Genomic DNA, 24,043 nt, shown 5'->3' with positions numbered 1-24,043 from the left:
TCTTTTGAGTACCGAAAGTAAGGAGGCCAGCTATGAGCAAGCGTGCACGCAAGCGTCGTGACCGTAAGCGTGGCGGCGCGAACCACGGGAAGCGCCCCAACACCTAGGCACCAGCCAGGTTCAGCGGTTCAAAGAAAAGGGACCCCGGACGCCACTGTGGCATCCGGGGTCCCTTTTCTTGTCACGAACGTGGGACTACGCCTCCACCGGCCTGATGGCGTGGATACGGTCCAGGATGGCGTTCTTCAGGTTCTCCGGGGCCGCTTCGGTGCAGGAACGCTTGACCATGTTCCGGATGACGCACTCAAGGTCATACTGCTCCGTGCATTCCGGGCACTCGTCAAGGTGGTCCTTGATCTCCGAGAGGTCCTCCCGGGTCAACGCACCGTCAAGGTACTCGTAGATGCGCTGCATCCTGGTGTCGTCGCAATCGCCCAATCCCTGGCAGTCGCTCATTTCCTGCTCTCCTGTTGTTTGCTGTCGGCCGCGGCCTGCGATTCCGCGCCCGTCTTGAATCCGCGCTCCGCGGCGTACTCCGCGAGCATGTCCCGCAACATCTTCCGGCCGCGGTGAAGCCGGGACATCACCGTGCCGATAGGCGTGTTCATGATGTCCGAGATCTCCTTGTAGGCGAAGCCCTCGACATCGGCGAAGTACACGGCCAGGCGGAACTCCTCCGGAATGTCCTGCAGTGCGCGCTTGACGTCGGAATCCGGAAGATGGTCCAACGCCTCCGCCTCGGCGGAACGGAGCCCGCTCGAGGTGTGTGATTCGGCCCGCGCCAACTGCCAGTCCTCGATGGTGTCCGAGTTGGACTGGAGGGGTTCACGCTGCCGCTTGCGGTACAGATTGATGTACGTATTCGTCAGGATCCTGTAGAGCCAGGCTTTGAGGTTGGTGCCCGGCTTGTACTGATGGAACGCGGAGAAGGCCTTGGTGTACGCCTCCTGGACAAGGTCCTCGGCGTCGGAAGGGTTGCGGGCCATCCGCATCGCAGCTGAATACAGCTGGTCAACGTATTGCATGGCGTCGCGTTCAAACCGCTGACGGCGTTCTTCCATGGTCTCGGCAGAGACATCAAGGTCAGCGCCGGCTTCACCGGCTGGTGCGTTGGAGGCCGCGCCGGAAGGCCGGGGCAGGACGTTCCCGCTGTCCTGTGCCTCACCGCGGGACGCCTCATACATGGCCGAAACGGCCGGATCCAGGGTACTCATTGCCTTCAAGTCTACTGTCAGGCCCCTTGGCCGGGGCGTACCGGAACCGCCCAGCCCGTCCGTCAACCTGGCCAGCTCCACCGGGCCTGCCACTCCGGTCTCCTCCAACACCCTCGCCAAAGCCCAACTCCACTCTCTGTCCGGTGTCCCGTCCGCAATCACTGACGATGGGCCGCACCCCATGCGTCGACCCAATGGCCATAACCGTGCTCCTTGGGCAAATATTCCCCAAAAGTGCAAGACTAGAACGGACTTGGGCCGCTGCCGATGCGGTTCGTCCAGCCAGGAGGAAATCCATGTCCGTTGTCCGCACGCTCGCCCGCCCCATGCTGGCTTCCAGTTTTGTCATCGCCGGATTGGACAAGCTCAAGAACGCCGATGACACGGCACAGCAGCTGTCCCCCCTGCTCCGCAAGGCAGCAGCGTCGCTGCCCTTCCAGACGGACGAGAAAACGTTGGCACGGGTCATCGGTGGAACGCAGGTGGGCGCCGGGGTGCTGTTCGGCCTGGGCAAGTTTTCCCGGCTGTCGGCGACGGTCCTGACGGTCGTCTCACTGCTCAACACGTTTGTTGAGTGGCGCAGCGCGGACATCAGCAGCAAGGAAGGCCGGGAGTCCCGGCGCAGCCAGCTGCTCAAGAACCTGTCACTCAGCGGCGGGGCGCTGCTGGCATCAGTGGATACGGCAGGCAAGCCCGGGCTGGCCTGGCGTGCCGAACACCTTGCCGCCGATGCGCGCAAGGGCGCCGCCCACCTGGCAGCGGATGCCCGCAAGACCACCAACAAGAAGCTGTCCAAGGCAGACAAGGCAGTGCGCCGCGCCGTGGAGCAGGCTACGGGGGCCTAGAAGGAATGACCGCTGCAGCTGCCGCCCGGGAAGACGCCGGAGCACCTGTCCCCCACTGGCCTGCGCCGTACGCCGCCCGGCCCATCAACGCCACCGTGACCGTGCCGGGCTCAAAGTCCCTCACCAACAGGTACCTTGTCCTGGCCGCCCTGGCGGATGGTCCCTCCCGGCTGCGCGCGCCCCTGCATTCCAGGGATTCGGCCCTCATGATCGACGCCCTGCGGAACCTGGGCGCAACGATTACGGAGGTCCCGGGAGACGGCGCGTTCGGTCCCGACCTTGAGGTGGTTCCGCTGCAGCAGGGCCGCCCGGCCGGCCCAACCGGCGGATCCGGACCGGAAGTCCGCATCGATTGCGGGCTCGCCGGCACGGTGATGCGTTTCGTTCCGCCGCTCGCCGCGCTGCGCAGCGGAGCCAGCACCTTCGACGGCGACCCGCACGCCCGGAAACGCCCCATGGGAACCATCATCGAGGCGTTGAAAGCCCTTGGCGTCAGCGTGTCGGGCGAGGACGGCGGAACACCAGGGTCCCTGCCGTTCATCGTGGAGGGCACCGGGGAAGTCCGCGGCGGCCACCTGGTCATCGATGCCAGCGCCTCCTCGCAGTTCGTCTCCGCCCTGCTCCTGGTCGGCGCCCGCTTCACCGAGGGGCTGCACCTGGAACACGTCGGGAAGCCGGTACCCAGCCTGGACCACATCACCATGACGGTGGCGGTGCTGCGGGGTGCCGGCGTGGTGGTGGACGACTCCGTGCCCAACCACTGGGTGGTGTCCCCCGGGCCCATCCGGGCCTTTGACCAGCAGATTGAGCAGGACCTGTCCAACGCCGGGCCGTTCCTCGCCGCGGCGCTGGCTTCGCACGGGACCGTCAGGGTCCCGGGATGGCCGGCCGGGACCCAGCAGGTGGGCGACCTGTGGCGCAGCATCCTGGCGCAGATGGGTGCGTCAGTGTCGTTGGAGGACGGCGTCCTCACCGTCACCGGCGGGCCGGAGATCAAAGGCGGGGACTTTGCCGACACCAGCGAACTGGCACCGACGGTGGCTGCGCTGTGCGCCCTCGCCGGGAGCCCCTCACGGCTGACGGGCATCGCCCACCTCCGCGGACACGAGACCGACCGGCTCGCCGCGCTGGTAACGGAAATCAACCGGCTGGGCGGAGACGCTGAAGAAACCAGCGACGGCCTGGTGATCCGGCCCCGGAAGCTGCACGCCGGCGTCGTCCACAGCTATGCCGACCACCGCATGGCCACCGCCGGCGCGATCCTCGGCCTCGCAGTCGAGGGAGTCCAGGTGGAGGACATCGCCACCACCGCGAAGACCATGCCGGACTTCCCCCGGCTCTGGGCAGACATGCTGGCACCGGACAGCAACGGCGTGGGCGGGTCCCGGGAAGGCTCCACCGCGGAAGGTTCAGCCGGTGCCGCGAAGGACTGACTCCTGGGACGAGTCGGACGTCAGGATCCGGCCGAACAAGAAGGGCACCCGTCCACGGACGAAGGACCGTCCCAGCCACGATGATGCTGTCACGGGCCGCATCGTCACCGTGGACCGCGGACGGTACACCGCGGTGGTGGGTGAGGACTCCGGCCGGGAGCGGACGGTCGTTGCGGCACGCGCCCGCGAGCTGCGCCGCAACCCGGTGGTAGCCGGGGACTTCGTCTCCCTGGTGGGTGACGTGTCCGGCGATCCCCACACGCTGGCCAGGCTCGTGAAGATCCAGGAACGCAAGACCCTCCTGCGCCGCAGCGCCGACGACACCGATCCCGTGGAACGCGTTGTGGTGGCCAACGCGGACCAGCTGGTCATCGTGGTTGCTGCCGCCAACCCCGAGCCGCGCACCGGCTTCATCGACCGTGCGCTGGTGGCCGCGTACGACGCCGGCATCGACCCGATCCTCCTGGTCACCAAGGCGGACGTCAAGGATCCCGCGGAGCTGTTGTCCAACTACACCCACCTGGACTTTCCTGTAATCATCAGCCGGACCGCGGACCTCCAGGCTTCCGGCATCGACGCCCGCTCGGATGACGGCCTCTCCGCCCGCCTCGACAGCTCCGCCGTGGCGGACCTGCGCAACCATCTCGACGGCAAGGTCACGGTGATGCTGGGACACTCCGGCGTCGGAAAATCGACCATGGTGAACGCCCTGACCGGCGCAGAACGGGCCACCGGGGGCGTGAACGCGGTCACCGGGCGGGGCCGGCACACGTCATCGTCCGCCTTGGCCCTCCGGCTGGCCGGCTCCCCTCCCGGCAGCTGGATCATCGACACTCCGGGCATTCGCTCCTTCGGCCTGGCCCACGTGGATCCGGACCGCATCCTGGCTTCGTTCCCGGACCTGCATCCGGGCACGGCAGACTGTGAACGCGGCTGCAAGCACACCGCCGCGGCGGTGAACTGCGGACTCGACGCCTGGGTCGCCGCAGGACACGCCGGCCCCACCGGCGAGGCCCGGCTGGCATCGCTGCGCAGGCTCCTGGGCGCCGACCCCCGGATGGAAGCGCAGGAAACCAAAGAGCTCGGCACCATCAGCTAGCGTCATCCGGCACGCCCCACCTCCCGGCAGAACAGCCGGCAGACGGTAGTTTGGAACCATGATCCAACCCGCTTCGACCTATAACGACGACCTGCGCCTGGCCCATGTCCTGGCCGACTCCGTGGATGACCAGACCATGAGCCGTTTCAAGGCACTGGACCTGCACGTGGAGACCAAGCCCGACCTGACGCCGGTCACGGATGCGGACAAGGCAGCCGAAGAAGCCATTCGCGGGCAGCTTTCCCGCTCCCGTCCCCGCGACGCCGTCCTGGGTGAAGAGTTCGGCAGCACCGGCCACGGATCGCGGCAGTGGATCATCGACCCCATCGACGGCACCAAGAACTTCGTCCGCGGCGTTCCGGTGTGGGCCACCCTGATCGCGCTCGTTGACGAGGGCGAACCGGTGGTGGGGGTGGTCAGCGCGCCGGCCCTGGGCAAACGGTGGTGGGGGGCCAAAGGCATGGGCGCCTACATGGGACGCTCCCTGGCGTCGGCCACCCGGCTGCGGGTTTCGGACGTTTCCAGCCTCTCCGACGCCTCCCTCTCCTATTCGAGCCTGGGCGGCTGGAAGGAACGCGGAAACCTTGACGACTTCCTTGGCCTGACCGAGGACGTGTGGCGCACCCGCGCCTATGGCGACTTCTGGTCCTACTGCATGGTGGCGGAAGGTTCGGTGGACATTGCCTGCGAACCCGAACTGAACCTGTACGACATGGCGGCCCTCGTGCCGATCGTGGTGGAGGCCGGTGGCCGCTTTACGTCGCTGGAGGGTGAGGACGGCCCGTTCGGCGGCAACGCACTGGCCACCAACTCGATCCTGCACACCGAGGTGCTGCACCGTTTGAACCCCGGACTGGACGACCTCCTCTAGGAAGCGGAAGCACCAGAGCAGCGAATTTTCGATGGCGGGCGGCCCGCATGCGGGCCGTCCGCCATCGTGATGTTCGGCAAATCCGCGGATTCCTGCAACCGCGTAACAAAGGCCTTAACAATTCTTCCGGCTTCAGACCAGGCTGCCGGATGTTCTATGGTTTTATCCAGGTCACGAGTGCCAGCGCAAAACCCCGGTTTGCTGGCCGGCAACCCTCCATTCGCGGTGGGGTGCCCCGGGTGACGACCAGGCCGGTCCGGAGCGGATGCGGCAAGCGCGGATTCCTGCCATGACGGAGTCCTGTCCCAAAGTGAGGTCTCTGTGACTACTGCCATCGTCTCCCCCATCGCCCCGAACGCCGTCGTCTTTGAACGCCAGGCTGCTGCCGCGGCGCCGCTCGCAGCGGTCACCGGCGCAGAAATCCAGGCTCCGCTGATCACCGGCGGCCACATCCGCTACGCCAACCTCGACTACGGCGCGTCCGCACCGGCCCTCTCGCTGGTGTCCGCGTACCTCAACGAGATACTGCCGTTCTACGCCAGCGTCCACCGCGGCGCGGGCTACGCGTCTCAGATCAGCACCTCTGTCTACGAGAACGCCCGCGACATCGTCCGCGGGTTCGTGGGCGGGCGTCCGGACGATTCCGTCATCTTCACCAGGAACACCACGGACTCCCTCAACCTGCTGGCCGGGTGCCTGCCCGTCGTGGACGGCCGGCCCGTGGGCGAGGTCCTGTACCTGGACATCGAGCACCACGCGAACCTGCTGCCGTGGCAGGGTGTCCCGCACCGCAGCATCGTTGCGGCGGACACGATCGCCGGAACCGTCGACTCGGTCCGTGCCGAACTGGAGCAGGGCGGCGTCAGCCTCCTGGCGGTGACCGGCGCCTCCAACGTGACCGGGGAAATCCTCCCCGTCCGGGCTTTGGCGGCCCTTGCGCACCAACACGGTGCACGGATCGTCGTGGACGCGGCGCAGCTCGCACCGCACCGCCGCGTTGACATCGCGGCGGACGACGTCGACTACCTCGCCTTTTCCGGGCACAAGCTCTACGCACCGTTCGGCGCGGGCGTCCTGGTGGGCCGTCCCGACTGGCTCGACGCCGGCACCCCGCACCTTGCCGGCGGCGGCGCGGTCAAGGAAGCACGGCTCGACGGCGTCAGCTGGGCCACCGGCCCTGCCCGGCATGAGGGCGGCTCCCCCAACGTGCTCGGCGCTGCGACATTGGCCCGGGCCACCCAGGTTATTGCGGGCCTCGACCAGGACCGCTGGCACGCCCACGAATCCGCCATCCGCTCCTACCTGGTGGACGGCCTGCAGCAGATCGACGGCGTTACGGTGCACCAGATCTTCAAGGACACCAACCCGGACACGGACACCATCGGCGTGGTGAACTTCTCCGTGGCGGGCTATGACGCCGGCCTGGTGGCGGCGTACCTGTCCGCCGAGCACGGTGTGGGCCTGCGCGATGGCCGTTTCTGCGCCCACCCGCTCCTCAAACGGCTGGGCCTGCCCTCCGGTTCGCTGCGGGCGAGCTTCGGCGTCGGTTCCCGGCTCGAGGACGCCCAGCGGCTCCTGGCCGGCATCGAAAAGCTCCGCCGTGACGGCCTGGGGTGGGATTACGTGGTGGACGCCGGCCGCTGGGTGCCGGCCAACGACACCCGCACCTACCCCCACTGGGCCCCGAACACGCCGGGAACCGCCGGCGCCGCACCCTGCACCGACGACTGACCCCGGGACCGTCCGCACCCTGGACATACGGTAAATTCGGTAGGTACCCGCAGGGCATCAGCTGAAGGAGGCCGCACGTGGTTCGGGGTGGCCCAAAGCTCGATCACGGGCGGCGACGGGAGCTCGGCCAGAGCTTCCAGGACGGCGGCAGCCACTATGAGAAGGTCCGTCCGGGGTATCCGGCGGACTCGGCCCGGTGGCTGGTACCCGCCGGCGCCCGTGACGCACTCGACGCCGGCGCCGGAACAGGCAAGTTCACCCACCTGCTGCTAAACATGGGCCTCAGGGTCACCGCCGTCGACCCGTCCGCGGACATGCTCGCCCAACTGTCGGCGCAGTACCCGGCCGCCGCGGCACTGGTGGGAACAGCCGAGGCCACCGGCCTGCCGGACGAAAGCTTCGACGTCGTCACCGTTGCCCAGGCCTGGCACTGGTGCGATGCGCTGGCCGCCAGCACCGAACTGGCCCGGGTCCTGCGGCCGCAGGGAACGCTGGGACTGGTGTGGAACCAACTGGACACTTCGGTGCCCTGGGTCCACCGGCTTGCCAGGATCATGCATGCAGGCGACGTCTACAAGCCCGGCCGCCGGCCGCTGGTGGGGCCGGAATTCGAAGGCCTCGAGGAGCAGGTAACGCACTGGGAGGACGTGGTCACCCCCGCGGACCTCATTGAGCTGGCCAAATCCCGCAGCTACTACCTGCGCGCCGGCGAGGCGACCCGCGCCAAAGTCCTGGCGAACCTCGACTGGTATCTGCATGACCACCTGGGCCACGCTGCCGGCCAGGAACTGGGCCTGCCCTACCTGACCCTTTCCTGGCGGGCTGTCCGGGCCTGACCCGGTCCACCGCAGCGGCGCCCCGTCACCGGGTAGGCTTGAACTTGTGAAGACCAGCGCGCCCTCCTCCTCCATCGAGGACTACGTCAAGGTCATCTATTCCTTCACGGAGTGGCAGGACAAGCCCATCACGTCCTCGCAGCTGGCCCAGCGGCTGGGCGTGGCCAACTCGTCTGTTTCGGAAATGGTCCGCAAGCTCAAGGACCAGGGCCTGGTGGACCACAAGCCGTACAGCGCCATCACCTTGACGGACGCCGGGCTGCGGCTTGCGCTTTCCATGGTGCGCCGCCACCGGCTGATCGAAACGTACCTTGTCCAGCAACTGGGCTACAGCTGGGATGAAGTCCACGACGAAGCTGAGCTGCTGGAGCATGCAGTCTCTGACACGTTCATCGAACGCGTGGCCGCCCAGCTGGGCGACCCGACCCGTGATCCGCACGGGGATCCCATCCCTTCCGCCGACGGCAAGGTGCTCATGCCCCTGGCCCGGCTGATGGGCGAGCTCGATCCCGGCCACACAGGACGGATCACCCGCATCAGCGACGACAACCCGGAACTGCTGCGCTACCTGGCCGCGGAGGAGATCGACCTTGACGCCGCAGTGGAGGTCGTGGGCCGGCGCCCCTTTGGCGGCGCCCTGGTGGTGCGGATCAGCACCGCGGGCCGGACCCGGGACTTCGATCTCGCCGATGAGGTCACGTCCGCTCTGTGGGTCCACACCGACACGCCGCACGCCGGGTGCCTCCTTGCGGACGCCTGACCTGCGCCCGGCCGCGTGACAGCGCCGGGAATGCCTCCGGCAAAGGCCTGGCTCGCCGTCGCCGCCGGAGGCCTCGCCGGCTCGGAACTGAGGTACTTGCTGGGCCTGGTCTTCCCCGACCACCCGGGATCTGTTCCGTGGGCTACCCTCTGGATCAACGTCGTCGGCAGCTTTGTCCTGGCCGCCCTGACCACCGCGTGGATGGCCAGGCCGCAGACCGCCTTCTGGCTGCGGGCCGGGTTGGGCCCAGGGCTGCTGGGGTCGTTCACGACGTTCTCGGCCGTGGCCTTCGCAGTGGACCAGCTTGCCCGGAACGGGCAGCATGCGGTGTGGATCGCCTATCTTGGGTTGTCGCTCGTGCTGGGCCTGTTGGCGGCGGCCCTCGGGTGGCGGCTGGGCAGGCTGGCGGCACCGCTTCCTCCACGGACCGGGGGACGGCCGTGATGGCCGCTGTCCTGGTGGGGGTGTTCGGTGTTGCCGGCGCCCTCCTGCGGTTCGCCGCCGACAGCTGGTTCGCCCACCACAGCACGCGGCGCACCGTACCCGGACCAGGGAAGGACAAGCTGCACTGGCCCTGGGCCACCCTGGTGGTCAACGTTGCCGGTTGCTTTATCATCGGCATCTCCTACGGCCTCACCCAGCGCCTGGCGCTCGGTCCGGAATGGGCCACCGGGCTGGCAACAGGCCTCGCCGGGGGCCTGACCACGTTCAGCTCCTGGACCACGGCCACGGTGCGGCTGGTCAGCGAGGCCCGCTTTGGATCGGCTGCCTTGAACATCGCCGTCAACCTGGTCCTCGGCCTGGGGGCGGCAGCTGCGGGAATAGCCTTCCTGCCCTGAGTCGTCACGCCATGCCGGCGCCTCACGTATCGTGGATGGTGATGATCAGCAGACGTGACGCAGCAATTGCCCTTGATATACCGATGGAAATGGCACAGCGCCACGGCCTCCCGAAGTTCATGACCGAGGATGACCTTCGTTCCCTAATGGACAACCCGCCCGCCTGGCTGGCACAGTCCCGCGCCAACCGGACCGGAAAGCGGCCGGTATGGGTGCACCTTGAGTGCGCGGTCTGTGGCTACGAAGAAGCCGCACGACCCAAGAAGTGGTGGCCGGACTTTACCTACGTCGTGTGCCACCACCACGCCAAGGGCGAGGCTCCCCCGGTCAGGCCGGGCCTTATCCGGAGCTGGTTCGACGGCGTCGGCACACGCTTCGTGGGGCTCGCGGACGTTCCGGCGCCTGACGGCGGACGCTAGGGCCGCGGGTCCCTTACCGTCCGGCGCTGGTCATTTCCTCGGGGACAGCCACCAGCCGGGTTCCCGTGCCGTTGCGAAGCACGGCAAGGTCAAGCGGTTCACCGATCGCGTCGGCAAACAGCAGCCGTTGGAGGCTTTCGGCATCGCTGACTGCCCGGCCGCCGGCTGTGAGGACGATGTCCCCGGCAGCCAGCCCGGCTTTCTCCGCCGGCGAACCCGGCAGCACCTCCACGATGCGAAGCCCTTCCCGCTGCCCTGACCGGACCACCTCGCTGGCACTGAGCCGGATGGGCGTGCTGACCAGCCCCAGGTAGGCCCGCCTGACCCGGCCGTCCGTGAGCAACGACGACATGATCCGGCGGGTGGTGGAATTGATGGGGATGGCCAGTCCCAGCCCGGCCCCCGCCACGGCGGTGTTGATGCCGACGATCCTGCCGCGGGTGTCCGCCAGGGCCCCGCCCGAATTGCCGGGATTCAGGGCGGCGTCGGTCTGGATGACGTCCTCGATCACCCTCCGTGTGCCGTCCGCCCACACGGGGATGGCCCGGCCCAGCCCGCTCACCACTCCCGCGGTCACCGAACCGGACAGGCCGAGCGGGTTTCCCACTGCGACGACGAGTTGCCCCACCCGAAGGGACTCTGCGTCGCCGAATTCCGCAGGCAGCACTTTCGAGCGCCTGCCGCGGAGCACGGCAAGGTCGGACAAGGGGTCTGCGCCCACGAGTTCGAGCTCCATCCCGCTGCCATCGGCGAAGACGGCATGCCCGGTCCGGGTCCCGGCCACCACATGGGAATTAGTGACCAGGTAGCCGTCCTCCGTGAACAGGACCGCCGAGCCCGCCCCCACCCGCATCCGGCCATTACGCCGGGGAGCGGTCATCTCAATCGCCGCCACGTGGGGAGTTACCGCGGCCGCCACCCGCATGACTGTCTGTGAGTACGAATCCAGGGCGTCGTCGCCGTCGCTGCCCGGCACTGCGTCCCACGCCTTATCCACGGCGCACCTCCTGCTTCTGCCCGCCGCGGCGACCGCCGCGATCCGGGGTTTACCGGTTAAACGGATCAGCGCCGCCGGGTAGTCCGTGGTCGGCTACGCCTTGGGAGAACGGTCTGCGCGGTTGCCGGCCGTGCCCGCACTGCCATTTCGTTGGTTAGTGGATTGCGAAATCCCCGGCAGTGAAGGGGGTGTGCACGGCAATCGCGGCTTGGATGCGGTGCTAAAGTACCCGAGGGAAGTTTGCCGCGAGAGCACACTGCGCTGTACGCCGGTCTCATCCACGCCGCCGCCGCATCTCCGGCCGGGTCCTGCAGCCTTATCCGTGTCACTGGAATTAGCCATTGCACAGCTCCGGCGGACTGGCGCGGCCATGGGACCCGCGTCCGTCGATGATGCCTTGCCGCTGCGAAGAACCCGCGCCACCCTGCACCGGCCTGACAGCAGACTGTGCATCCGATGACGAAGGACAAGGAGCTCGTGTGACCGGACAGGTCCTGTTGCCAACCCGGGCAAACACGCGGCGGACAGCGGCAGCCACTGCCACCCGCAAGGACATCCAGGCCCTGCGTGCCCTGGCAGTGGGGCTCGTGGTGTTCAACCACCTGTGGCCGCTGCGGCTGCCCGGAGGATACGTCGGCGTGGATGTGTTCTTCGTGATCTCGGGTTACCTGATTTCCAAGCATCTGCTCGGGGAGCTGGAGCGTTCAGGCCGCATTAACCTCGGCCGGTTCTATTCCCGGCGGATCAAGCGGCTGCTCCCGGCAGCCACCCTTGTAGCCGCCACCTCGCTGCTGGCCGCCTGGGCCCTACTCCCCTTCTCCCGGTGGCTCTCCATTGCCCAGGAAACCGCAGCATCGGTCCTATACGTTGAGAACTGGCTGCTGGCCGCAAAGTCCGTGGATTACTCGGCCCACAATGAGGACGCTTCAACGGTCCAGCATTTTTGGTCCCTTTCGGTGGAAGAACAGTTCTACCTGGTCTGGCCGCTGCTTTTCCTGGGGCTGTTTGTGGCGTCCTCCCGGTTCCGCGCCCGCCGCCGGGCGTTCCTGGCCACAGGCGTTGCCATACTCAGCGCGCTGACCTTGGCGTTCTGTATCTGGTTCACCTACACCAACAAGAGCCCCGCCTACTTCATCACCCCGGCCCGCGTATGGGAATTCGGTGCCGGCGCCTTGGTGGCCATCGGGGGCGCCCACGCCATGGGCGTCCTGCGCTTACGGTTCCCTTCCAGCCACCTTGCCTGGTCCGGAGCGGCGCAATGGCTGGGTTATGGGCTGATCGGCTATTCGGCCTTCGCCTATGACGGGCAAACGTTCTTCCCCGGCTTCGCGGCAGCTGTCCCGGTTGCCGGCACGCTGCTGGTGATTGCCTCGGGGCCGATCAGTCCCCTGTGGTCGCCTAACCAGCTTTTGGCCGCGAAGCCCGTCCAGCTGGTGGGAGATGTCTCCTACTCGCTGTATTTGTGGCACTGGCCCCTCATTGTGCTGGCGCCGGCCGTCCTGGGCCATGCCCTGTGGACCCAGGACAAAGTCCTGGTTCTCCTCATCGCGTTTGCCCTGGCCTGGGCCTCGAAGAAGTTTGTTGAGGACCCGGGCCGCACCAGGCTCCTGCCAAAGGCCCGACCGCTCCGCGTCGTCGGGGTCATGGCGGCTGCCATGGCTGTTGTCTGCGCCCTGTCCGGCGGCCTGCTGCTTGGTTTCACGAAGGCGCAGGATGCCGAGGCAGCCAAACTGCAGGAACTCTCGGGCGGCCCCTGCTACGGTGCGCGGAGCCTGGACCCGCGGAACAACTGCAAGGATCCGTTTGGCGCAGCCCAGGTGGCAAACGTCGGCCCCAACGAGGCACCGCGTTTCGACGCCCCGGAATGCCGCCCGTCCGACAATCCAATCGTATTTGAGGACCAGAAGCTTCTGACTGAATGCGATTTCACCGGCGGCGCCCGGCCGCAGGCATCTGTCTGGCTGGTCGGCGATTCGCACGCGGAGCAGTGGAAAGGCGCCCTTTACGAGCTGGCGCGGCTCCACAAATGGACGCTGAAGGAAACCATGGTGGGCGGCTGCCCGTTTGTTGACGTCAAGCGCGTCGCTTTCATGGGTTCCCCTGCCGATGATCCGCGTTCCCAGCACCGCTGCCTGTCCTGGAGTAAGCAGGTGTCGGACAGAATCGTCCAGGAGAAACCGGACATGGTGTTCGCTTCGTCATTCGGAGCAGGTGAAACCATCGACGACGGCACCGGACGCGCGCAACTTGAACAGTACAAGGACGCGGTCAGCCAGCGGTTCACTGACTGGACGGAAGCAGGGTCCCGCGTGTTTGTCTTCAGGGATCCGCCGATGACCCTGCGCCACAGCAGCCCGGACTGCGTGGCACTGAACCAACAGACCCCGATCAACTGTGCCAACCCCCGTGGCGAGGCCCTGGTGCCGGACCCTGTGGCCGAGGCCGCCCGCGGGATGGGCAAACTGGCGGTAAAAGTCCTGGACTTTTCCGATCAGTTCTGCGACGAACAGAACTGCTACGCGGTGATCGGCGGCCTGCAGGTCTACGCCGACTACGACCACGCCGCGCGCAGCTACATCCGCTCCCTGGTTCCACTAGTGGCCCGGCGGTTCAACGAGGCCCGGCAATAGGAACAGGGGCCAGGCCAACACGGGAGACGGAAAATGCCCCGGTCCGAGGACCGGGGCATTTCCCGTTTGTGGAGATGGGGGGAATTGAACCCCCGTCCGATGTCGTGTTGTCAGGGCTTCTCCGGGCGCAGTTTGCGTCGGATTTTCTCGGCCCCAGCCATGCTGCAAACAGCTGGCTGATCCGGGCCCAGTCACCTAAAAGTCCCGTTCACCCCAGTGACGAGGGTAAACAGCAGTGGCTATCTAAATGACGCCAGGATCCGGGGCGACAGCAACCCCGGGCTGACGGACTGAACTACTGCTTAGGCAGCGAGTTCGAAGTCAGTGCGCTTAGATTCGGCACTTATTGGTTTGCAGACAGCGTTAACGAGATAATTCTGCATCCTCGGCCCGCTTCACCTGTCGCGACTAACATCGTCGAAACCGATCATCCCCGTATTTTGTTACCAAACCGGCAGGCTGACCCGCCGGACTATCCATACTAACGCATGCAATGGCGAATTCATTCCAGCCTTAGCCGCGCCGCCTGTTGCGCTCCCGCATCTCCCGCTGCGCCTCGCGGTTGTCCTGCTTTTCCCGCAGGGTCTGGCGTTTGTCGTACTCGCGCTTACCGCGGGCCACGGCGATTTCCACCTTGGCCCTGCCGTCCACGAAGTACAGCTGGAGCGGGACAATCGTGTAGCCCGCTTCCTGCACCTTCCGGGAGATCTTGATCAGTTCCTCGCGGTGCAGGAGCAGCTTGCGGCGACGCCGGGCGGCATGGTTGGTCCAGCTTCCCTGGTTGTACTCCGGAATGTGGATGGCTTCCATCCACAGTTCGTCGTTGTAGAAAGTGCAGAAGCCATCCACCATCGAGGCATGTCCCTCACGGAGCGACTTGACCTCGGTGCCCATCAAGGCAATGCCGGCCTCATAGGTATCCAGCACATGGTAGTCGTGCCGGGCCTTGCGGTTGGTGGCCACCACCTTACGGCCACTTTCTTTGGGCACGGGACAACTCCTCATTTCGTTTTCCGAATGGACTCCGGCCGGATCGCAGCGGAGTCTTAACAGTGTACGGCAGCGCGGACGGGCCCTAGAGCAGCCCCATCGGGTCCACTGCTGCACCGTTCAGCCACGTTTCGAAGTGGGCATGGCATCCGGTGGAGTTGCCGGTGCTGCCCGAATAGGCGATGAGCTGCCCCTGCGAGACGCGCTGCCCGTTGGACACGACGATGCTGGAGTTGTGGTAATAGATCGTCGTCAGCGAATTGCCTTGGACCACACCGTGGTCGATCTTGACGCGCCAGCCACCGCCGTCGGCCGAGTTCCAGCCGGAGCTGAAAACTTCCCCGGCCGCTGCAGCGTAGACCGGCGTACCGCAGGCAGCGCCGAAGTCGATGCCGGTGTGGACATAACCGCCCTGGCCGTAGAAATCGATGGTTCCCGGAGGGGTGGCGCGCCATCCAAACCCGGAGGTGATGGGGATGTTGCCGTCAAAGGGATGACGCAGCCCGAAGGCTGATGGGGAACCTGCGGCAGGCGGGATGTAGGGCTGCACCGGCGGTGCCGGCCGGTTTGCCGCTGCGGCTGCGGCGGCGGCTGCTGCCGCGGCGGCCTCTGCCTGCCTCCGCTGCTCGGCCTCCCATGCCTCCCGCGCCCTGCGGTCCCGTTCTGCGATCTCGTTGGCCACCTGGTTCTGGCTCGCCTGCACGCCGGCCAGCTGGGCCTGGATGCCCGGCTTGGCCGCCTGGAGCTCAGCGTCCAGGCGGGTGGTATCGGCGATCAGCTGGTCCACTTGGGCTTTCTTGGCCGCAGCTTCATCACGGGCGGCCTTTTCCCGCTCCAACGCAGCGTCGGCTTTGGCCTTCAGGTCCTTGATCTCGGCTTCCACCGCCTGGAGGCGGGCTTCCGAGTTGACGTTGGTGGCGTTCTGCTGGGAGAGCTTGTCCATGGCGGCGTTCTGGCTGCGCATGGCTTGGTCGGCCAGGTCCATGGTGTCGGTCAAGCTGCCGCCGTTGTTCGAGCCAAAGAACAAGGAGAGGTTGGAGGGAACACCGCCTGACTTGTAGGCCTGGGTGGCGATTTGGCCGATCAGCTTCTTGGTGTCGGCAATCTTCTGCTTGTCGGTTTCAAGCTGCTGGGTGATTTTGGCTTTGTTCTGCTGGGCCATGTCGACGCGTGCCGAGAGTGCTTCCACTTCCTTCACCGCACTGGCCACCCGGCCCTGTGCTTCGAGGAGTGCCTGCTGGGCGCCGGGCAGCTGGCCCTGGTAGACCACCAGGTCGCTCGCGGCCTTGGCGATGCGTGAGTCCACGAATTCCAGGGACTGCTGGACGCGCTGGGCTTCCGCCTGGAGTGCTGCCTGCTTGTCCTCAAGTTCATCGGCGAACGCGGGAGGCGTCGAGGCCGCCAGCCCTGACGCGAGCACGACGGCGAGCACGCCGCTCAGCACTGCCGAACGGCGTGCGGAACTACGTCGGGCGGGGTGCTGGCGCTGGAAAGTTTCTGGAGTAACGGTCATCGGCATTCCTTGGTCGGTTCGCATAGCCTAAACGCGCAAGTATCTGCGGAGGGTCAAGAGCGACGAAATTCCAGCCAAGGATCCGCCAAGGATCAGCAAAGCAGGAGCCAGGATCAGCGTCTGCCCCGAAGAGATAAAGGCTGTGTCCGGGTACTGCTTGGACATGTACTCACCCAGGAAAAAGTGCGCGACGGCCCAGAGGGTCGCCGAGGCAAGGGCGGCGCCGATCACAGCTGCGATGACACCCTCGAGGATGAACGGCAGCTGGATGACGGTCTTGGACGCACCCACCAGGCGCATGATCCCCGTTTCGCGGCGGCGGCTGAAGGCCGAGAGCCTGATGGTGGTGGCAATCAGGAGGATGGCGCACACGATCATGACGCCGGCGATTCCCACTGCCACCAGCGAGGCACCATTCATCACGGAGAAGAGGCGTTCCAGCAGTTGTCGCTGGTCGATGACTGTTTCCACGCCGGGCTGTGAGCTGAAGGTTTCGCTGATGATCTCGTACTTTTCCGGGTCCTTCATGTTGATCCGGAAAGATGCCGGAAGCTGGTCCGGGGTGACGGAATCGACGATCGGCGAGTTGGAGAACTGGTCCTTGAAGTGCTTGTACGCGTCTTCCTTTGATTCGAACTGGAAGTCGTTGATGTACTGTGCCACCGCCGGTGACTCGAGCAGTGCGTTCAGGCTGTCCTGCTGTTCCGGGGTGACGGACCCTCCCGCGCAGCCCGCCGCCGTCGAACCGTCGCTGCACAGGAAGATTGCCACCTGGACCTTGTCGTACCAGTAGCCCTTCATCTGGTTGATCTGCATCTGCAGCATGCCGGCCGCGCCCACGAAGGTCAGGGAGACGAAGGTGACCAGGATGACGGACACCACCATCGACAGGTTGCGCCGCAGGCCGCTGCCGATTTCGGAAAGAATGAATGCGAGCCTCACCGCTGGGTCCCGCCTTCTCCGGCTTCGCCCGGCCGGCCGGCGTCGGGCTCTTCCCGTCCGCTGGCGTCCTTGAGCCTGCGCGACTCTCCGACGACGGGAATCATCGACGTGTACAGGGCCTTGGCTTCGTCACGGATCACTACCCCGTTCTTGAGCTCGACCACCCGTTTGCGCATTTCGTTGACAATGTCGTCGTCGTGGGTGGCCATGACCACGGTGGTTCCGTTCTGGTTGATCTTGTCCAGCACCCCCATGATGCCCATGGACGTGGTGGGATCCAGGTTGCCTGTGGGCTCGTCGGCGAGGAGGATGCCTGGCCGGTTGACCACCGCCCGGGCGATGGCGACGCGCTGCTGCTCGCCGCCCGAAAGTTCGTGCGGCATCCGGTGTTCCTTGCCCTCCAGGCCCACTGTCTTCAGGACCTCGGGGACGGTGTCGCGGATGACGCTGCGGCTCTTGCCGATGACCTGCATGGCAAAGGCGACGTTCGCGAAGACGTTCTTCTGGGGCAGGAGCCGGAAGTCCTGGAAGACGACGCCGATACCCCGGCGAAGGCGGGGGACGCGCCAGCTGGAGATCCGGGCGACGTTCTGGCCGGCCACGTACACAGCGCCGGAGGTGGCGCGGTCTTCCTTGAGCACCAGCCGAAGGAACGTCGATTTGCCGGAGCCGGAAGCCCCGACCAGAAAGGCGAATTCGCCGCGGTCGATCTCAAGGTTGACGGAGTCCAGCGCCGGACGGGCTTTCTGGTCGTAGACCTTGGTGACATTTTCGAATCGGATCATGGCCCTAAGTACCCTGCAGGGCATGGCTGATTCGGAATGCAGCCCAGTTCTGCAGCCGGTGCACGGGTGTTCGTTGGGGGAAGTAGGGCCCCGGCCCCTCGACTATACGCAGGACAGGCCGGGTATTGCGCGGGTTTGCAGGGGCGTGTCGCGCCTGCAGCGCCCAGCGGGGTGGAGCGTGCGCCCTACTTTTCGGCGTTCCTGTTGTCGGTACGCCAGCGGATGCCTGCGTCGATGAAGTCGTCGATCTCGCCGTCAAAGACTGCCGAGGTGTTGCCGACCTCGTGCTCCGTGCGGAGGTCCTTGACCATCTGGTAGGGATTCAGGACGTAGGAGCGCATCTGGTCGCCCCAGGACGCCTTGACGTCTCCGGCCAGCGCCCGCTTCTCGGCGTCTTCCTGTTCCTTTTTCAGCAGGAGGAGGCGGGACTGCAGGACGCGCATGGCTGCGGCGCGGTTTTGCAGCTGCGACTTCTCGTTCTGCATGGACACCACGGTGCCTGTGGGGATGTGGGTGAGCCTGACCGCGGAGTCAGTGGTGTTAACGGACTGGCCGCCCGGACCCGATGAGCGGAACACGTCCACCCTGATCTCATTGTCCGGAATGTCAATGGAATCCGTCTGCTCGATCAGTGGAATGACTTCGACTGCCGCGAAAGAGGTCTGGCGACGGCCCTGGTTGTCGAACGGGCTGATGCGGACCAGCCGGTGCGTGCCGGCCTCAACGCTGAGTGTGCCGTAGGCGTAGGGTGCCTTGACCTCGAAGGTGGCCGATTTCAGGCCGGCTTCTTCAGCGTAGGAGGTATCCATGACCGTGGTGGGATATCCGTGCCGCTCAGCCCACCGGAGGTACATCCGCATGAGCATCTCCGCGAAGTCGGCGGCGTCGACGCCGCCGGCACCGGCACGAATGGACACCACCGCTTCCCGTTCGTCATATTCGCCGGAGAGCAGGGTGACCACTTCGAGGTCCTTGAGGGCTTTCTGGATGGATTCCAGCTCAGTTGCGGCCTCCCCCATTGAGTCGGCGTCGCCCTCGTCCTGGCCGAGCTCCACCAGGACTTCGAGGTCGTCGATGCGCGACGCCAGGGTGGTGAGGCGTTCCAGTTCGGACTGGCGGTGCGAGAGGCGGGATGTGATTTTCTGTGCCGCAGCGGGGTCGTCCCACAGGTCCGGCTCCCCTGCCCGCTCGCTGAGTTCAGCGATGTCTTCCTTCAACGCGTCCATGTCGGTGACCCGTTCGATGGACTCGTAGGTGGCGCGGAGCGCGCGGATTTCAGCGGAAAAATCAATGTTGGCCATGGTCGTTTAAGCCTACGCTATCCGGGAATGGCCCCGGGCCGCGGCTGTCACGCAGGCCCCTGCCGCGCAGGAGACAGCTAGCGCGTGAGACGGGACCGGGCCGTTGATGCCGCTTCAATGGCGATGCCGCCGGGGACCAGGAAGTTCACCACCGGCGGATGGACCTCGGCGGTCAGGACGACGACGGCGGTGGAACCGTCCGGCGTACCGGTGGACCCGGCAACCGCCAACCCCTGGAAGCGGGCTGCAGCAGGGCTGCGGGAGACGAAGTCGGCGGCCACGGCACGGACCCGCGCCGGGTTGAGCACTGCAGACGGGCTGCCACCCTGTGACGCCACCTCACCAAGGGTGTAGCTGTCCGCCGCAGCCAGCGATGCGCCGTCGGCCAACGAAAGCAGCCGTTTGTGTTCGAGGTAAACAGAAGAAATACCAATCATCACCGTGGCTACCAGCAGGGCCACGGTGACATAACCGATGATCATCACCGTCAACTGGCCATTTTCGTCCGTCGTCGATCCGGTCACCTGAACCTCCCCACAACCTGGGTGGCGGCTGCCTCCACCTCGCTGGCCGAGAGCGGAAAAGCATCGTTGAAGGGTATGAACGGCAAAGGGACGGACAGCCTGACGGTGACGGTCACGGCCGTGCCCGGTGCCTGGCAGTCTGCGGGATCGCAGGAAGTCTCCACTGAGGCCTGATCAGGAGAATGCCCAAAATCGGCCAGGGCCAGGGCCACGGCCTGTCCGGCAGCGGCCTCGGCCGAGTTGCTGTCCGGTTGGGCGACGTAGACCTTTGCTGCCTGGTCGGCTGCACCCACCACGGCGAAGGAGCCGCCCTGCAGCTGGCCCACGGTGATGACGAAGTACACCAGCGGGACCATCAGGAGGAGGGCAAGGAAGGTGAACTCCACTACGGCACTGCCCTGTTCCCGGCTGCCATTCCCGCCCGGGTGGGGAACCTCCGGTGCCCGGCACGCTGCCTCTGCAAGCCGGCGTCGCATTGCAGGGAAGGCGCCGGATCTGTCAGCGCTGGACCGCGGCATGGCCTTGCACCTCCAGCACTCCCCGAGGACCAATCAGCCCGATAACGGGCATGGGTGCACGAACGGTGACTTCCAGGGTCTGCGTGCCCTGGACATTTGCTTCGCGGGTGCTGACCTCTTCGGCGAATGAGCCGTTGAGCGACGTCGTGATAAGGCTCCGCGTCCGCTCCTCAGCGTCGGCCGCTCCCCTGTCCGCCAGGGTCCCGTAGCGGGCTCCGGACGCTGCCGCATCGATCAGGGTGTTCCTGACGTGCAGGACCAGTGTCAGCTGGATGATTGCGAGGAAGAACATCGTGAGCAGTCCGCCCACCAGGACAAAGTCGACCACCGCCGAGCCCTGCTCACGGACCGTTGCAGCCGGCCGTGTGGAGGCGGCGTTGCCCGTGAACACGGCCATCCGCCTAGTTGCCAACCGTGTCCATTGCCTGATTGAACATGGCCTCAAGCGCAGGACCCGCGAGCGCAAGGAGCGCGGCGACCAGTACGGCCGACATCAAGGTGATCATGACCCAGCCGGGGACGTCGCCCCGTTCGGGATGGTCTCCGTCCGCGAAAGCACCCGGACGGAATGGTGCGGAGCGGCTGCCCCTGACCGACCACGCGGTGGTTACGGCTCCCAGTGCCACCAGCAGAACCGACCAGCATGCTGCTCGAATATTCATTGCTCTCCCTGTCCATCGAGTATGTTTCCAAACCATTGCTTCGAGATGCGGGCAACCGATGACTGGCTGCCGCTGGCTACGTCACAGGCCAAGGCTGATCGCCGCGATTCCCGGAAAAACCGCAAAGACCACCGTCAGCGGCAAGACTCCGAAAACGAGCGGCACCATCATGGCTATCTCCTTCTTGCCGGCAGCTTCCATGAGGTCCCGTTTAGCCGTGTCCCGGACGTCCTGTGCCTGGGCCCGCAATACATCGGCAAGCGGTGTGCCGCGTTCGACGGCCACAATGATTCCGTCCACGAAGCGCACCAGGGGTGCGAGGTCTGTGCGGGATGAAAACTCCTGCAATGCCTGCACCAGGGGCGCGCCGGCCCTCGTTTCCGACAGGATCCTGGCGAATTCCTTGGACAACTCACCGTTGGCGCTCCTGCAGACCCTGTCCAGCGCTCCGGTGGCGCTCTCCCCTGCTGCGACTGCCAGCGCCATCAGCTCTGCGATGCTGGGAAATTCCGCCATCATCCGCTGTTCCCTTGTGCGGACCTGCACACCCAGCCAGAAGTCTCTGGCGATGAAGCCACCCACAGCGCTGCCTGCCACCGCGACTGCCGCCAGAAGCGGGTTGAAGCGGCCGGCCGCGGCCCCGACGGAGATGACGGTGAGCGAGAGGGCAAATCCAGCGGCCGCCCACAACAGTTGCTCGGCCCGGAAATCGATGGCAGATTTGTTCAGGCCTGCCTGCGCAAGCCGACGTGCCGTGGCGCCGGGTGATGGATTCAGTGTGGCCAGCGCTGAGAGTCCGTCCCGAATGACGGGACGCAGGATCTTTTCAAGGGGACTGAAAGGCGTGACGGTCTGGTCGCCGGCACGCAACAGCCTCGATTCAAGGTTCTGGGACCTCAGCTGCGGCTCGATTCGGTCGGCCAGACTGGTGGCACGCAGGAAAGGTGACCGAAAGATCACCAGCCAGAGGCCGATCCCCAGCACTATCCCGCATGCGACGGCTGGAGGAGACACCGCTATCATCGCAGCACCCTCTCGTCCCGGGGAAGTGCACCAATCCTGAGCATGAAGGAGTAGCAGACAAGGGAAATGACCAGTCCGCCCAAGAGGACGGCTGCGCCCGCAGGCGTGTTGTACGCCTGGACCGCTTCTGGACGCGTGGCCAGGAGAAGCATGACGATCCACGGCGCGGCAACAGCCAGCCGGGCGGCGTTTATCGTCCAGGACTGGCGTGCCTCGAGTTCACTGCGTGTCCGGGCGCTTTCACGCAAAAACTCAGCAAGCGTTCCCAGCAGCTTCCCTAAGTCCGAGCCGCCGACTTCACGGGTCAGGCGCAACGCCTCGATGATCCTGTCCGCCACAGGGTCGGCCAGCCGGTCCTTGAGCCTGTTGAGGGCCGCATCGAACTTGCCGCCGGCACGATAGTCGGCGCCAAAATCCCGAAAGATCGGCCGCAACTCTTCAGGGCCTTTGCTACCGAGTTGGATCAGGGCCTCCGGCAGTGGGAGGCCGGCACGGATTGCTGACCGGAGGTGGTCCACCACGTCCGGCCACAGCTGCCGCAGGAGAGCGGCCCTCTTTTTGGCCCGCCACCGGAGGACAGTGACTGGAAACCACCCGGAAAACAGACCAAAGCAAACCGCCATCGGCCAGGACCTGGTGGCGGCGACGAATACCAGGACCACGAACAGGCACAAAGCGATGCAGCTTCCGGCCAGTCCGCCGGGCGAGACCTTCTCGACTCCGGCCGCCGCAAGCAGGTCTGAAACCCTGCCTGGAGTCCGCCGGCGGCGCTCCCTCGGAGGACTTTCCCAAAAGGACCACCAGACCAGGAACAACCCCGCCCCCGTGGTCGCTCCCAACAGCGCGGCCATCACCGCGGATCCAGCAACGCAGCGACGTCGTAGCCGGCCCTCGAGAATTTTTCCGCCGCGGGCATGGCGTTCGGGCAGGACCTCAGGACCCCATCCGCCATGGCAAACACGGGCGACGACTCGATGATGCCGTTTTCGACCCGCCTTCCCAACGCAAGGATCTCGGTGACTTCCCGCCGCCCGTTGGACAGCCGGCTGCAATGGACCACCAGATCGATGCAGGACGCCACGGTGGGAACCACGAAAGCCGATGAGATGTTCTCGCCCGCAAGTAAGGGAAGGGTACAGATCTTGGTGACGGCATCGTGCGCCGAATTTGCGTGTACGGTGCACATTCCCGGGAGCCCGCTGTTGAGGGCTATCAGCATGTCCAGGCTTTCAGCTTCCCGGACCTCGCCCACCACGAGGCGGTCCGGCCGCATGCGGAGGGCTTCCTTGACCAAACGGCGGAGGGGAATTTCACCCTCTCCTTCAAGATTTGGCTGACGGCACTGAAGCCCCACCACATCCCGCAAGGGGAACTGCAATTCGAAGATTTCCTCAACGGTGATAACTCGTTCCCTGCTGCCAATGCCCGCTGCGAGGCAGTTCAGCATGGTGGTCTTCCCCGCCTGGGTGGCCCCGGAAACCAGGATATTCAGCCCGCTTGAAACCGCTGCCCCGAGAAATCGTGCTGATTGGGGCGTCAGCGTCCCCAGCTCCACGAGATGCTCCAATCGGCTGGCTTTGACCACGAACTTCCGGATATTCACCGCCCAGTGCCGGCGCGTAACGTCTGGAATGACGACGTGCAGCCGCGAGCCATCCGGAAGCGCAGCGTCCACGAAGGGCGACGACAAGTCCAGGCGCCTGCCGGAGCTTTTCAGCATCCGTTCCACCAGGTCCCGTATCTGCTGCCCCGTCAGGCTGAGTGAGGTCAGTTCGGACTCACCATTGCGCGCGACAAAAATCTCGTTCGGCGCGTTGATCCAGATCTCTTCAATAGAGGGATCATCCAGGAGAGGCTGAAGTACCCCGAATCCGGCTACTGCGTCAAACAGGAAGCGGCGGGCAGCGTCCAGGGGCCCCAGGGGCGGCAGCGGCGCCAGAAGCGCCCGCTCGTCGTAATCCGATACCGCGGCCTCGACAAGGCGCCGCACTTCACCGGCCTGGTTCAGCGGATCCAGTCCCCTGCGCCTGATGAGTTCCCGGACTTCGTCCTCAACGATCCCCAGAGCGTCCATGAATTTTCCCCCGGTCCACTGCCGCCCCCGGCCGAGG

The 24,043-nt window shown here is 65.8% G+C and carries 27 protein-coding genes, 1 other RNA gene and 1 riboswitch; of the genes, 12 read left to right on the top strand and 16 right to left on the bottom strand.

What is annotated here, in order from left to right:
- Nucleotides 1-32: 32 nt before the first annotated feature.
- Nucleotides 33-107 carry a 50S ribosomal protein bL37 gene (locus AS031_RS20290; RefSeq protein WP_369299106.1) on the top strand — a complete coding sequence of 25 codons (75 nt, stop codon included), beginning with the start codon at nucleotides 33-35 and terminating at the stop codon, nucleotides 105-107.
- An 88-nt stretch (nucleotides 108-195) separates the two neighbouring features.
- Here AS031_RS20290 and rsrA read toward each other — a convergent pair whose 3' ends face one another.
- Together rsrA and AS031_RS03755 are read right to left on the bottom strand one after the other, a co-directional pair.
- The gene (rsrA, locus tag AS031_RS03760) at nucleotides 196-456 is read right to left on the bottom strand and encodes a mycothiol system anti-sigma-R factor (protein ID WP_058266754.1); all 261 of its coding nucleotides are present in this window, start codon (nucleotides 454-456) and stop codon (nucleotides 196-198) included.
- Nucleotides 453-1,214 carry a sigma-70 family RNA polymerase sigma factor gene (locus AS031_RS03755; RefSeq protein ID WP_082641937.1) on the bottom strand — a complete coding sequence of 254 codons (762 nt, stop codon included), beginning with the start codon at nucleotides 1,212-1,214 and terminating at the stop codon, nucleotides 453-455. Before AS031_RS03755 ends, rsrA begins: the two co-directional genes overlap by 4 nt.
- A 296-nt stretch (nucleotides 1,215-1,510) precedes the next feature.
- Here AS031_RS03755 and AS031_RS03750 point away from each other — a divergent pair, with 296 nt between their 5' ends.
- From AS031_RS03750 to AS031_RS03705, 10 genes are all read left to right on the top strand, one after another.
- A complete protein-coding gene (locus AS031_RS03750) occupies nucleotides 1,511-2,059 on the top strand; it encodes a DoxX family protein (protein WP_058266753.1) in 549 nt (182 codons plus the stop codon).
- Nucleotides 2,060-2,064: 5 nt separating this feature from the next.
- Nucleotides 2,065-3,492, top strand: coding sequence for a 3-phosphoshikimate 1-carboxyvinyltransferase (gene aroA / locus AS031_RS03745; RefSeq protein WP_058266752.1), 1,428 nt, complete (start codon nucleotides 2,065-2,067; stop codon nucleotides 3,490-3,492).
- A complete protein-coding gene (rsgA, locus tag AS031_RS03740; protein ID WP_058266751.1) occupies nucleotides 3,476-4,591 on the top strand; it encodes a ribosome small subunit-dependent GTPase A in 1,116 nt (371 codons plus the stop codon). The genes aroA and rsgA overlap by 17 nt, the downstream gene beginning before the upstream one ends.
- Before the next feature lie 58 nt (nucleotides 4,592-4,649).
- Nucleotides 4,650-5,462 carry a histidinol-phosphatase gene (gene hisN, locus AS031_RS03735; protein WP_058266750.1) on the top strand — a complete coding sequence of 271 codons (813 nt, stop codon included), beginning with the start codon at nucleotides 4,650-4,652 and terminating at the stop codon, nucleotides 5,460-5,462.
- 169 nt (nucleotides 5,463-5,631) lie between these two features.
- Nucleotides 5,632-5,745: riboswitch (SAM riboswitch) on the top strand.
- Nucleotides 5,746-5,783: 38 nt separating this feature from the next.
- Nucleotides 5,784-7,193, top strand: coding sequence for an aminotransferase class V-fold PLP-dependent enzyme (locus AS031_RS03730; RefSeq protein WP_058266749.1), 1,410 nt, complete (start codon nucleotides 5,784-5,786; stop codon nucleotides 7,191-7,193).
- Between the two features lie 77 nt (nucleotides 7,194-7,270).
- Nucleotides 7,271-8,029: a class I SAM-dependent methyltransferase gene (locus AS031_RS03725; protein ID WP_058266748.1), complete on the top strand. Its 759-nt coding sequence runs from the start codon at nucleotides 7,271-7,273 to the stop codon at nucleotides 8,027-8,029.
- A 46-nt stretch (nucleotides 8,030-8,075) separates the two neighbouring features.
- Complete coding sequence (locus tag AS031_RS03720) at nucleotides 8,076-8,789, top strand: metal-dependent transcriptional regulator (RefSeq protein WP_058266747.1); 714 nt, start codon at nucleotides 8,076-8,078, stop codon at nucleotides 8,787-8,789.
- Between the two features lie 30 nt (nucleotides 8,790-8,819).
- Nucleotides 8,820-9,233, top strand: coding sequence for a fluoride efflux transporter FluC (locus AS031_RS03715; RefSeq protein WP_058266746.1), 414 nt, complete (start codon nucleotides 8,820-8,822; stop codon nucleotides 9,231-9,233).
- A complete protein-coding gene (locus AS031_RS03710) occupies nucleotides 9,233-9,628 on the top strand; it encodes a fluoride efflux transporter FluC (RefSeq protein WP_058266745.1) in 396 nt (131 codons plus the stop codon). Before AS031_RS03715 ends, AS031_RS03710 begins: the two co-directional genes overlap by 1 nt.
- Nucleotides 9,629-9,669: 41 nt before the next feature.
- Nucleotides 9,670-10,047: a hypothetical protein gene (locus AS031_RS03705; protein WP_058266744.1), complete on the top strand. Its 378-nt coding sequence runs from the start codon at nucleotides 9,670-9,672 to the stop codon at nucleotides 10,045-10,047.
- A 13-nt stretch (nucleotides 10,048-10,060) separates the two neighbouring features.
- Here the strand turns inward: AS031_RS03705 and AS031_RS03700 are convergent, their stop codons facing one another.
- Complete coding sequence (locus AS031_RS03700; RefSeq protein WP_058266743.1) at nucleotides 10,061-11,044, bottom strand: S1C family serine protease; 984 nt, start codon at nucleotides 11,042-11,044, stop codon at nucleotides 10,061-10,063.
- A 479-nt stretch (nucleotides 11,045-11,523) separates the two neighbouring features.
- On the opposite strand from AS031_RS03700, the gene AS031_RS03695 reads away from it, so the two are divergent.
- Nucleotides 11,524-13,674 carry an acyltransferase family protein gene (locus AS031_RS03695; RefSeq protein ID WP_058266742.1) on the top strand — a complete coding sequence of 717 codons (2,151 nt, stop codon included), beginning with the start codon at nucleotides 11,524-11,526 and terminating at the stop codon, nucleotides 13,672-13,674.
- Between the two features lie 66 nt (nucleotides 13,675-13,740).
- Here the strand turns inward: AS031_RS03695 and ssrA are convergent.
- The 13 genes from ssrA to AS031_RS03635 form a co-directional block, all read right to left on the bottom strand.
- Nucleotides 13,741-14,109: a transfer-messenger RNA gene (gene ssrA / locus AS031_RS19420) on the bottom strand.
- Nucleotides 14,110-14,187: 78 nt separating this feature from the next.
- Nucleotides 14,188-14,664 (bottom strand): SsrA-binding protein SmpB, encoded by a 477-nt coding sequence (gene smpB / locus AS031_RS03690; protein WP_058266741.1) that lies wholly within the window; start codon nucleotides 14,662-14,664, stop codon nucleotides 14,188-14,190.
- 85 nt (nucleotides 14,665-14,749) lie between these two features.
- Nucleotides 14,750-16,177 (bottom strand): M23 family metallopeptidase, encoded by a 1,428-nt coding sequence (locus tag AS031_RS03685; protein ID WP_058266740.1) that lies wholly within the window; start codon nucleotides 16,175-16,177, stop codon nucleotides 14,750-14,752.
- A gap of 27 nt (nucleotides 16,178-16,204) precedes the next feature.
- Complete coding sequence (ftsX, locus tag AS031_RS03680; protein ID WP_058266739.1) at nucleotides 16,205-17,119, bottom strand: permease-like cell division protein FtsX; 915 nt, start codon at nucleotides 17,117-17,119, stop codon at nucleotides 16,205-16,207.
- A complete protein-coding gene (ftsE, locus tag AS031_RS03675; RefSeq protein WP_058266738.1) occupies nucleotides 17,116-17,904 on the bottom strand; it encodes a cell division ATP-binding protein FtsE in 789 nt (262 codons plus the stop codon). Before ftsE ends, ftsX begins: the two co-directional genes overlap by 4 nt.
- A 185-nt stretch (nucleotides 17,905-18,089) precedes the next feature.
- A complete protein-coding gene (gene prfB / locus AS031_RS03670; protein WP_058266737.1) occupies nucleotides 18,090-19,205 on the bottom strand; it encodes a peptide chain release factor 2 in 1,116 nt (371 codons plus the stop codon).
- Between the two features lie 77 nt (nucleotides 19,206-19,282).
- Nucleotides 19,283-19,729: a pilus assembly protein TadG-related protein gene (locus AS031_RS03665; protein ID WP_228379559.1), complete on the bottom strand. Its 447-nt coding sequence runs from the start codon at nucleotides 19,727-19,729 to the stop codon at nucleotides 19,283-19,285.
- On the bottom strand, nucleotides 19,726-20,247 hold the full coding sequence (locus AS031_RS03660; RefSeq protein WP_058266735.1) for a hypothetical protein: 522 nt from the start codon (nucleotides 20,245-20,247) through the stop codon (nucleotides 19,726-19,728). Before AS031_RS03660 ends, AS031_RS03665 begins: the two co-directional genes overlap by 4 nt.
- Nucleotides 20,228-20,644 (bottom strand): TadE family protein, encoded by a 417-nt coding sequence (locus AS031_RS03655; RefSeq protein ID WP_058266734.1) that lies wholly within the window; start codon nucleotides 20,642-20,644, stop codon nucleotides 20,228-20,230. Before AS031_RS03655 ends, AS031_RS03660 begins: the two co-directional genes overlap by 20 nt.
- 4 nt (nucleotides 20,645-20,648) lie before the next feature.
- Nucleotides 20,649-20,909: a hypothetical protein gene (locus AS031_RS03650; protein ID WP_074446912.1), complete on the bottom strand. Its 261-nt coding sequence runs from the start codon at nucleotides 20,907-20,909 to the stop codon at nucleotides 20,649-20,651.
- 81 nt (nucleotides 20,910-20,990) lie between these two features.
- Nucleotides 20,991-21,932 carry a type II secretion system F family protein gene (locus AS031_RS03645; RefSeq protein ID WP_058266733.1) on the bottom strand — a complete coding sequence of 314 codons (942 nt, stop codon included), beginning with the start codon at nucleotides 21,930-21,932 and terminating at the stop codon, nucleotides 20,991-20,993.
- Nucleotides 21,929-22,783: a type II secretion system F family protein gene (locus tag AS031_RS03640; RefSeq protein WP_058266974.1), complete on the bottom strand. Its 855-nt coding sequence runs from the start codon at nucleotides 22,781-22,783 to the stop codon at nucleotides 21,929-21,931. The genes AS031_RS03645 and AS031_RS03640 overlap by 4 nt, the downstream gene beginning before the upstream one ends.
- Nucleotides 22,783-24,006 carry a TadA family conjugal transfer-associated ATPase gene (locus tag AS031_RS03635; RefSeq protein WP_058266973.1) on the bottom strand — a complete coding sequence of 408 codons (1,224 nt, stop codon included), beginning with the start codon at nucleotides 24,004-24,006 and terminating at the stop codon, nucleotides 22,783-22,785. The genes AS031_RS03640 and AS031_RS03635 overlap by 1 nt, the downstream gene beginning before the upstream one ends.
- Nucleotides 24,007-24,043: the final 37 nt, after the last annotated feature.

Source organism: Pseudarthrobacter enclensis, assembly GCF_001457025.1.
Lineage (GTDB): Bacteria > Actinomycetota > Actinomycetes > Actinomycetales > Micrococcaceae > Arthrobacter > Arthrobacter enclensis.
The sequence above is the reverse complement of the archived record's forward strand: the minus strand, read 5'-3'. Positions and strand labels throughout refer to the sequence as shown.

Bases quoted from the DNA above. Each gene is read 5' to 3' on its own strand.
- rsrA (WP_058266754.1), bottom strand. From the start codon at position 456: ATGAGCGACTGCCAGGGATTGGGCGATTGCGACGACACCAGGATGCAG.
- AS031_RS03755 (WP_082641937.1), bottom strand. From the start codon at position 1,214: ATGAGTACCCTGGATCCGGCCGTTTCGGCCATGTATGAGGCGTCCCGC.
- AS031_RS03750 (WP_058266753.1), top strand. From the start codon at position 1,511: ATGTCCGTTGTCCGCACGCTCGCCCGCCCCATGCTGGCTTCCAGTTTT.
- aroA (WP_058266752.1), top strand. From the start codon at position 2,065: ATGACCGCTGCAGCTGCCGCCCGGGAAGACGCCGGAGCACCTGTCCCC.
- hisN (WP_058266750.1), top strand. From the start codon at position 4,650: ATGATCCAACCCGCTTCGACCTATAACGACGACCTGCGCCTGGCCCAT.
- AS031_RS03715 (WP_058266746.1), top strand. From the start codon at position 8,820: ATGCCTCCGGCAAAGGCCTGGCTCGCCGTCGCCGCCGGAGGCCTCGCC.
- AS031_RS03710 (WP_058266745.1), top strand. From the start codon at position 9,233: ATGGCCGCTGTCCTGGTGGGGGTGTTCGGTGTTGCCGGCGCCCTCCTG.
- AS031_RS03705 (WP_058266744.1), top strand. From the start codon at position 9,670: ATGATCAGCAGACGTGACGCAGCAATTGCCCTTGATATACCGATGGAA.
- AS031_RS03685 (WP_058266740.1), bottom strand. From the start codon at position 16,177: ATGACCGTTACTCCAGAAACTTTCCAGCGCCAGCACCCCGCCCGACGT.
- ftsE (WP_058266738.1), bottom strand. From the start codon at position 17,904: ATGATCCGATTCGAAAATGTCACCAAGGTCTACGACCAGAAAGCCCGT.
- prfB (WP_058266737.1), bottom strand. From the start codon at position 19,205: ATGGCCAACATTGATTTTTCCGCTGAAATCCGCGCGCTCCGCGCCACC.
- AS031_RS03660 (WP_058266735.1), bottom strand. From the start codon at position 20,247: ATGCCGCGGTCCAGCGCTGACAGATCCGGCGCCTTCCCTGCAATGCGA.
- AS031_RS03655 (WP_058266734.1), bottom strand. From the start codon at position 20,644: ATGGCCGTGTTCACGGGCAACGCCGCCTCCACACGGCCGGCTGCAACG.
- AS031_RS03650 (WP_074446912.1), bottom strand. From the start codon at position 20,909: ATGAATATTCGAGCAGCATGCTGGTCGGTTCTGCTGGTGGCACTGGGA.
- AS031_RS03645 (WP_058266733.1), bottom strand. From the start codon at position 21,932: ATGATAGCGGTGTCTCCTCCAGCCGTCGCATGCGGGATAGTGCTGGGG.
- AS031_RS03640 (WP_058266974.1), bottom strand. From the start codon at position 22,783: ATGGCCGCGCTGTTGGGAGCGACCACGGGGGCGGGGTTGTTCCTGGTC.
- AS031_RS03635 (WP_058266973.1), bottom strand. From the start codon at position 24,006: ATGGACGCTCTGGGGATCGTTGAGGACGAAGTCCGGGAACTCATCAGG.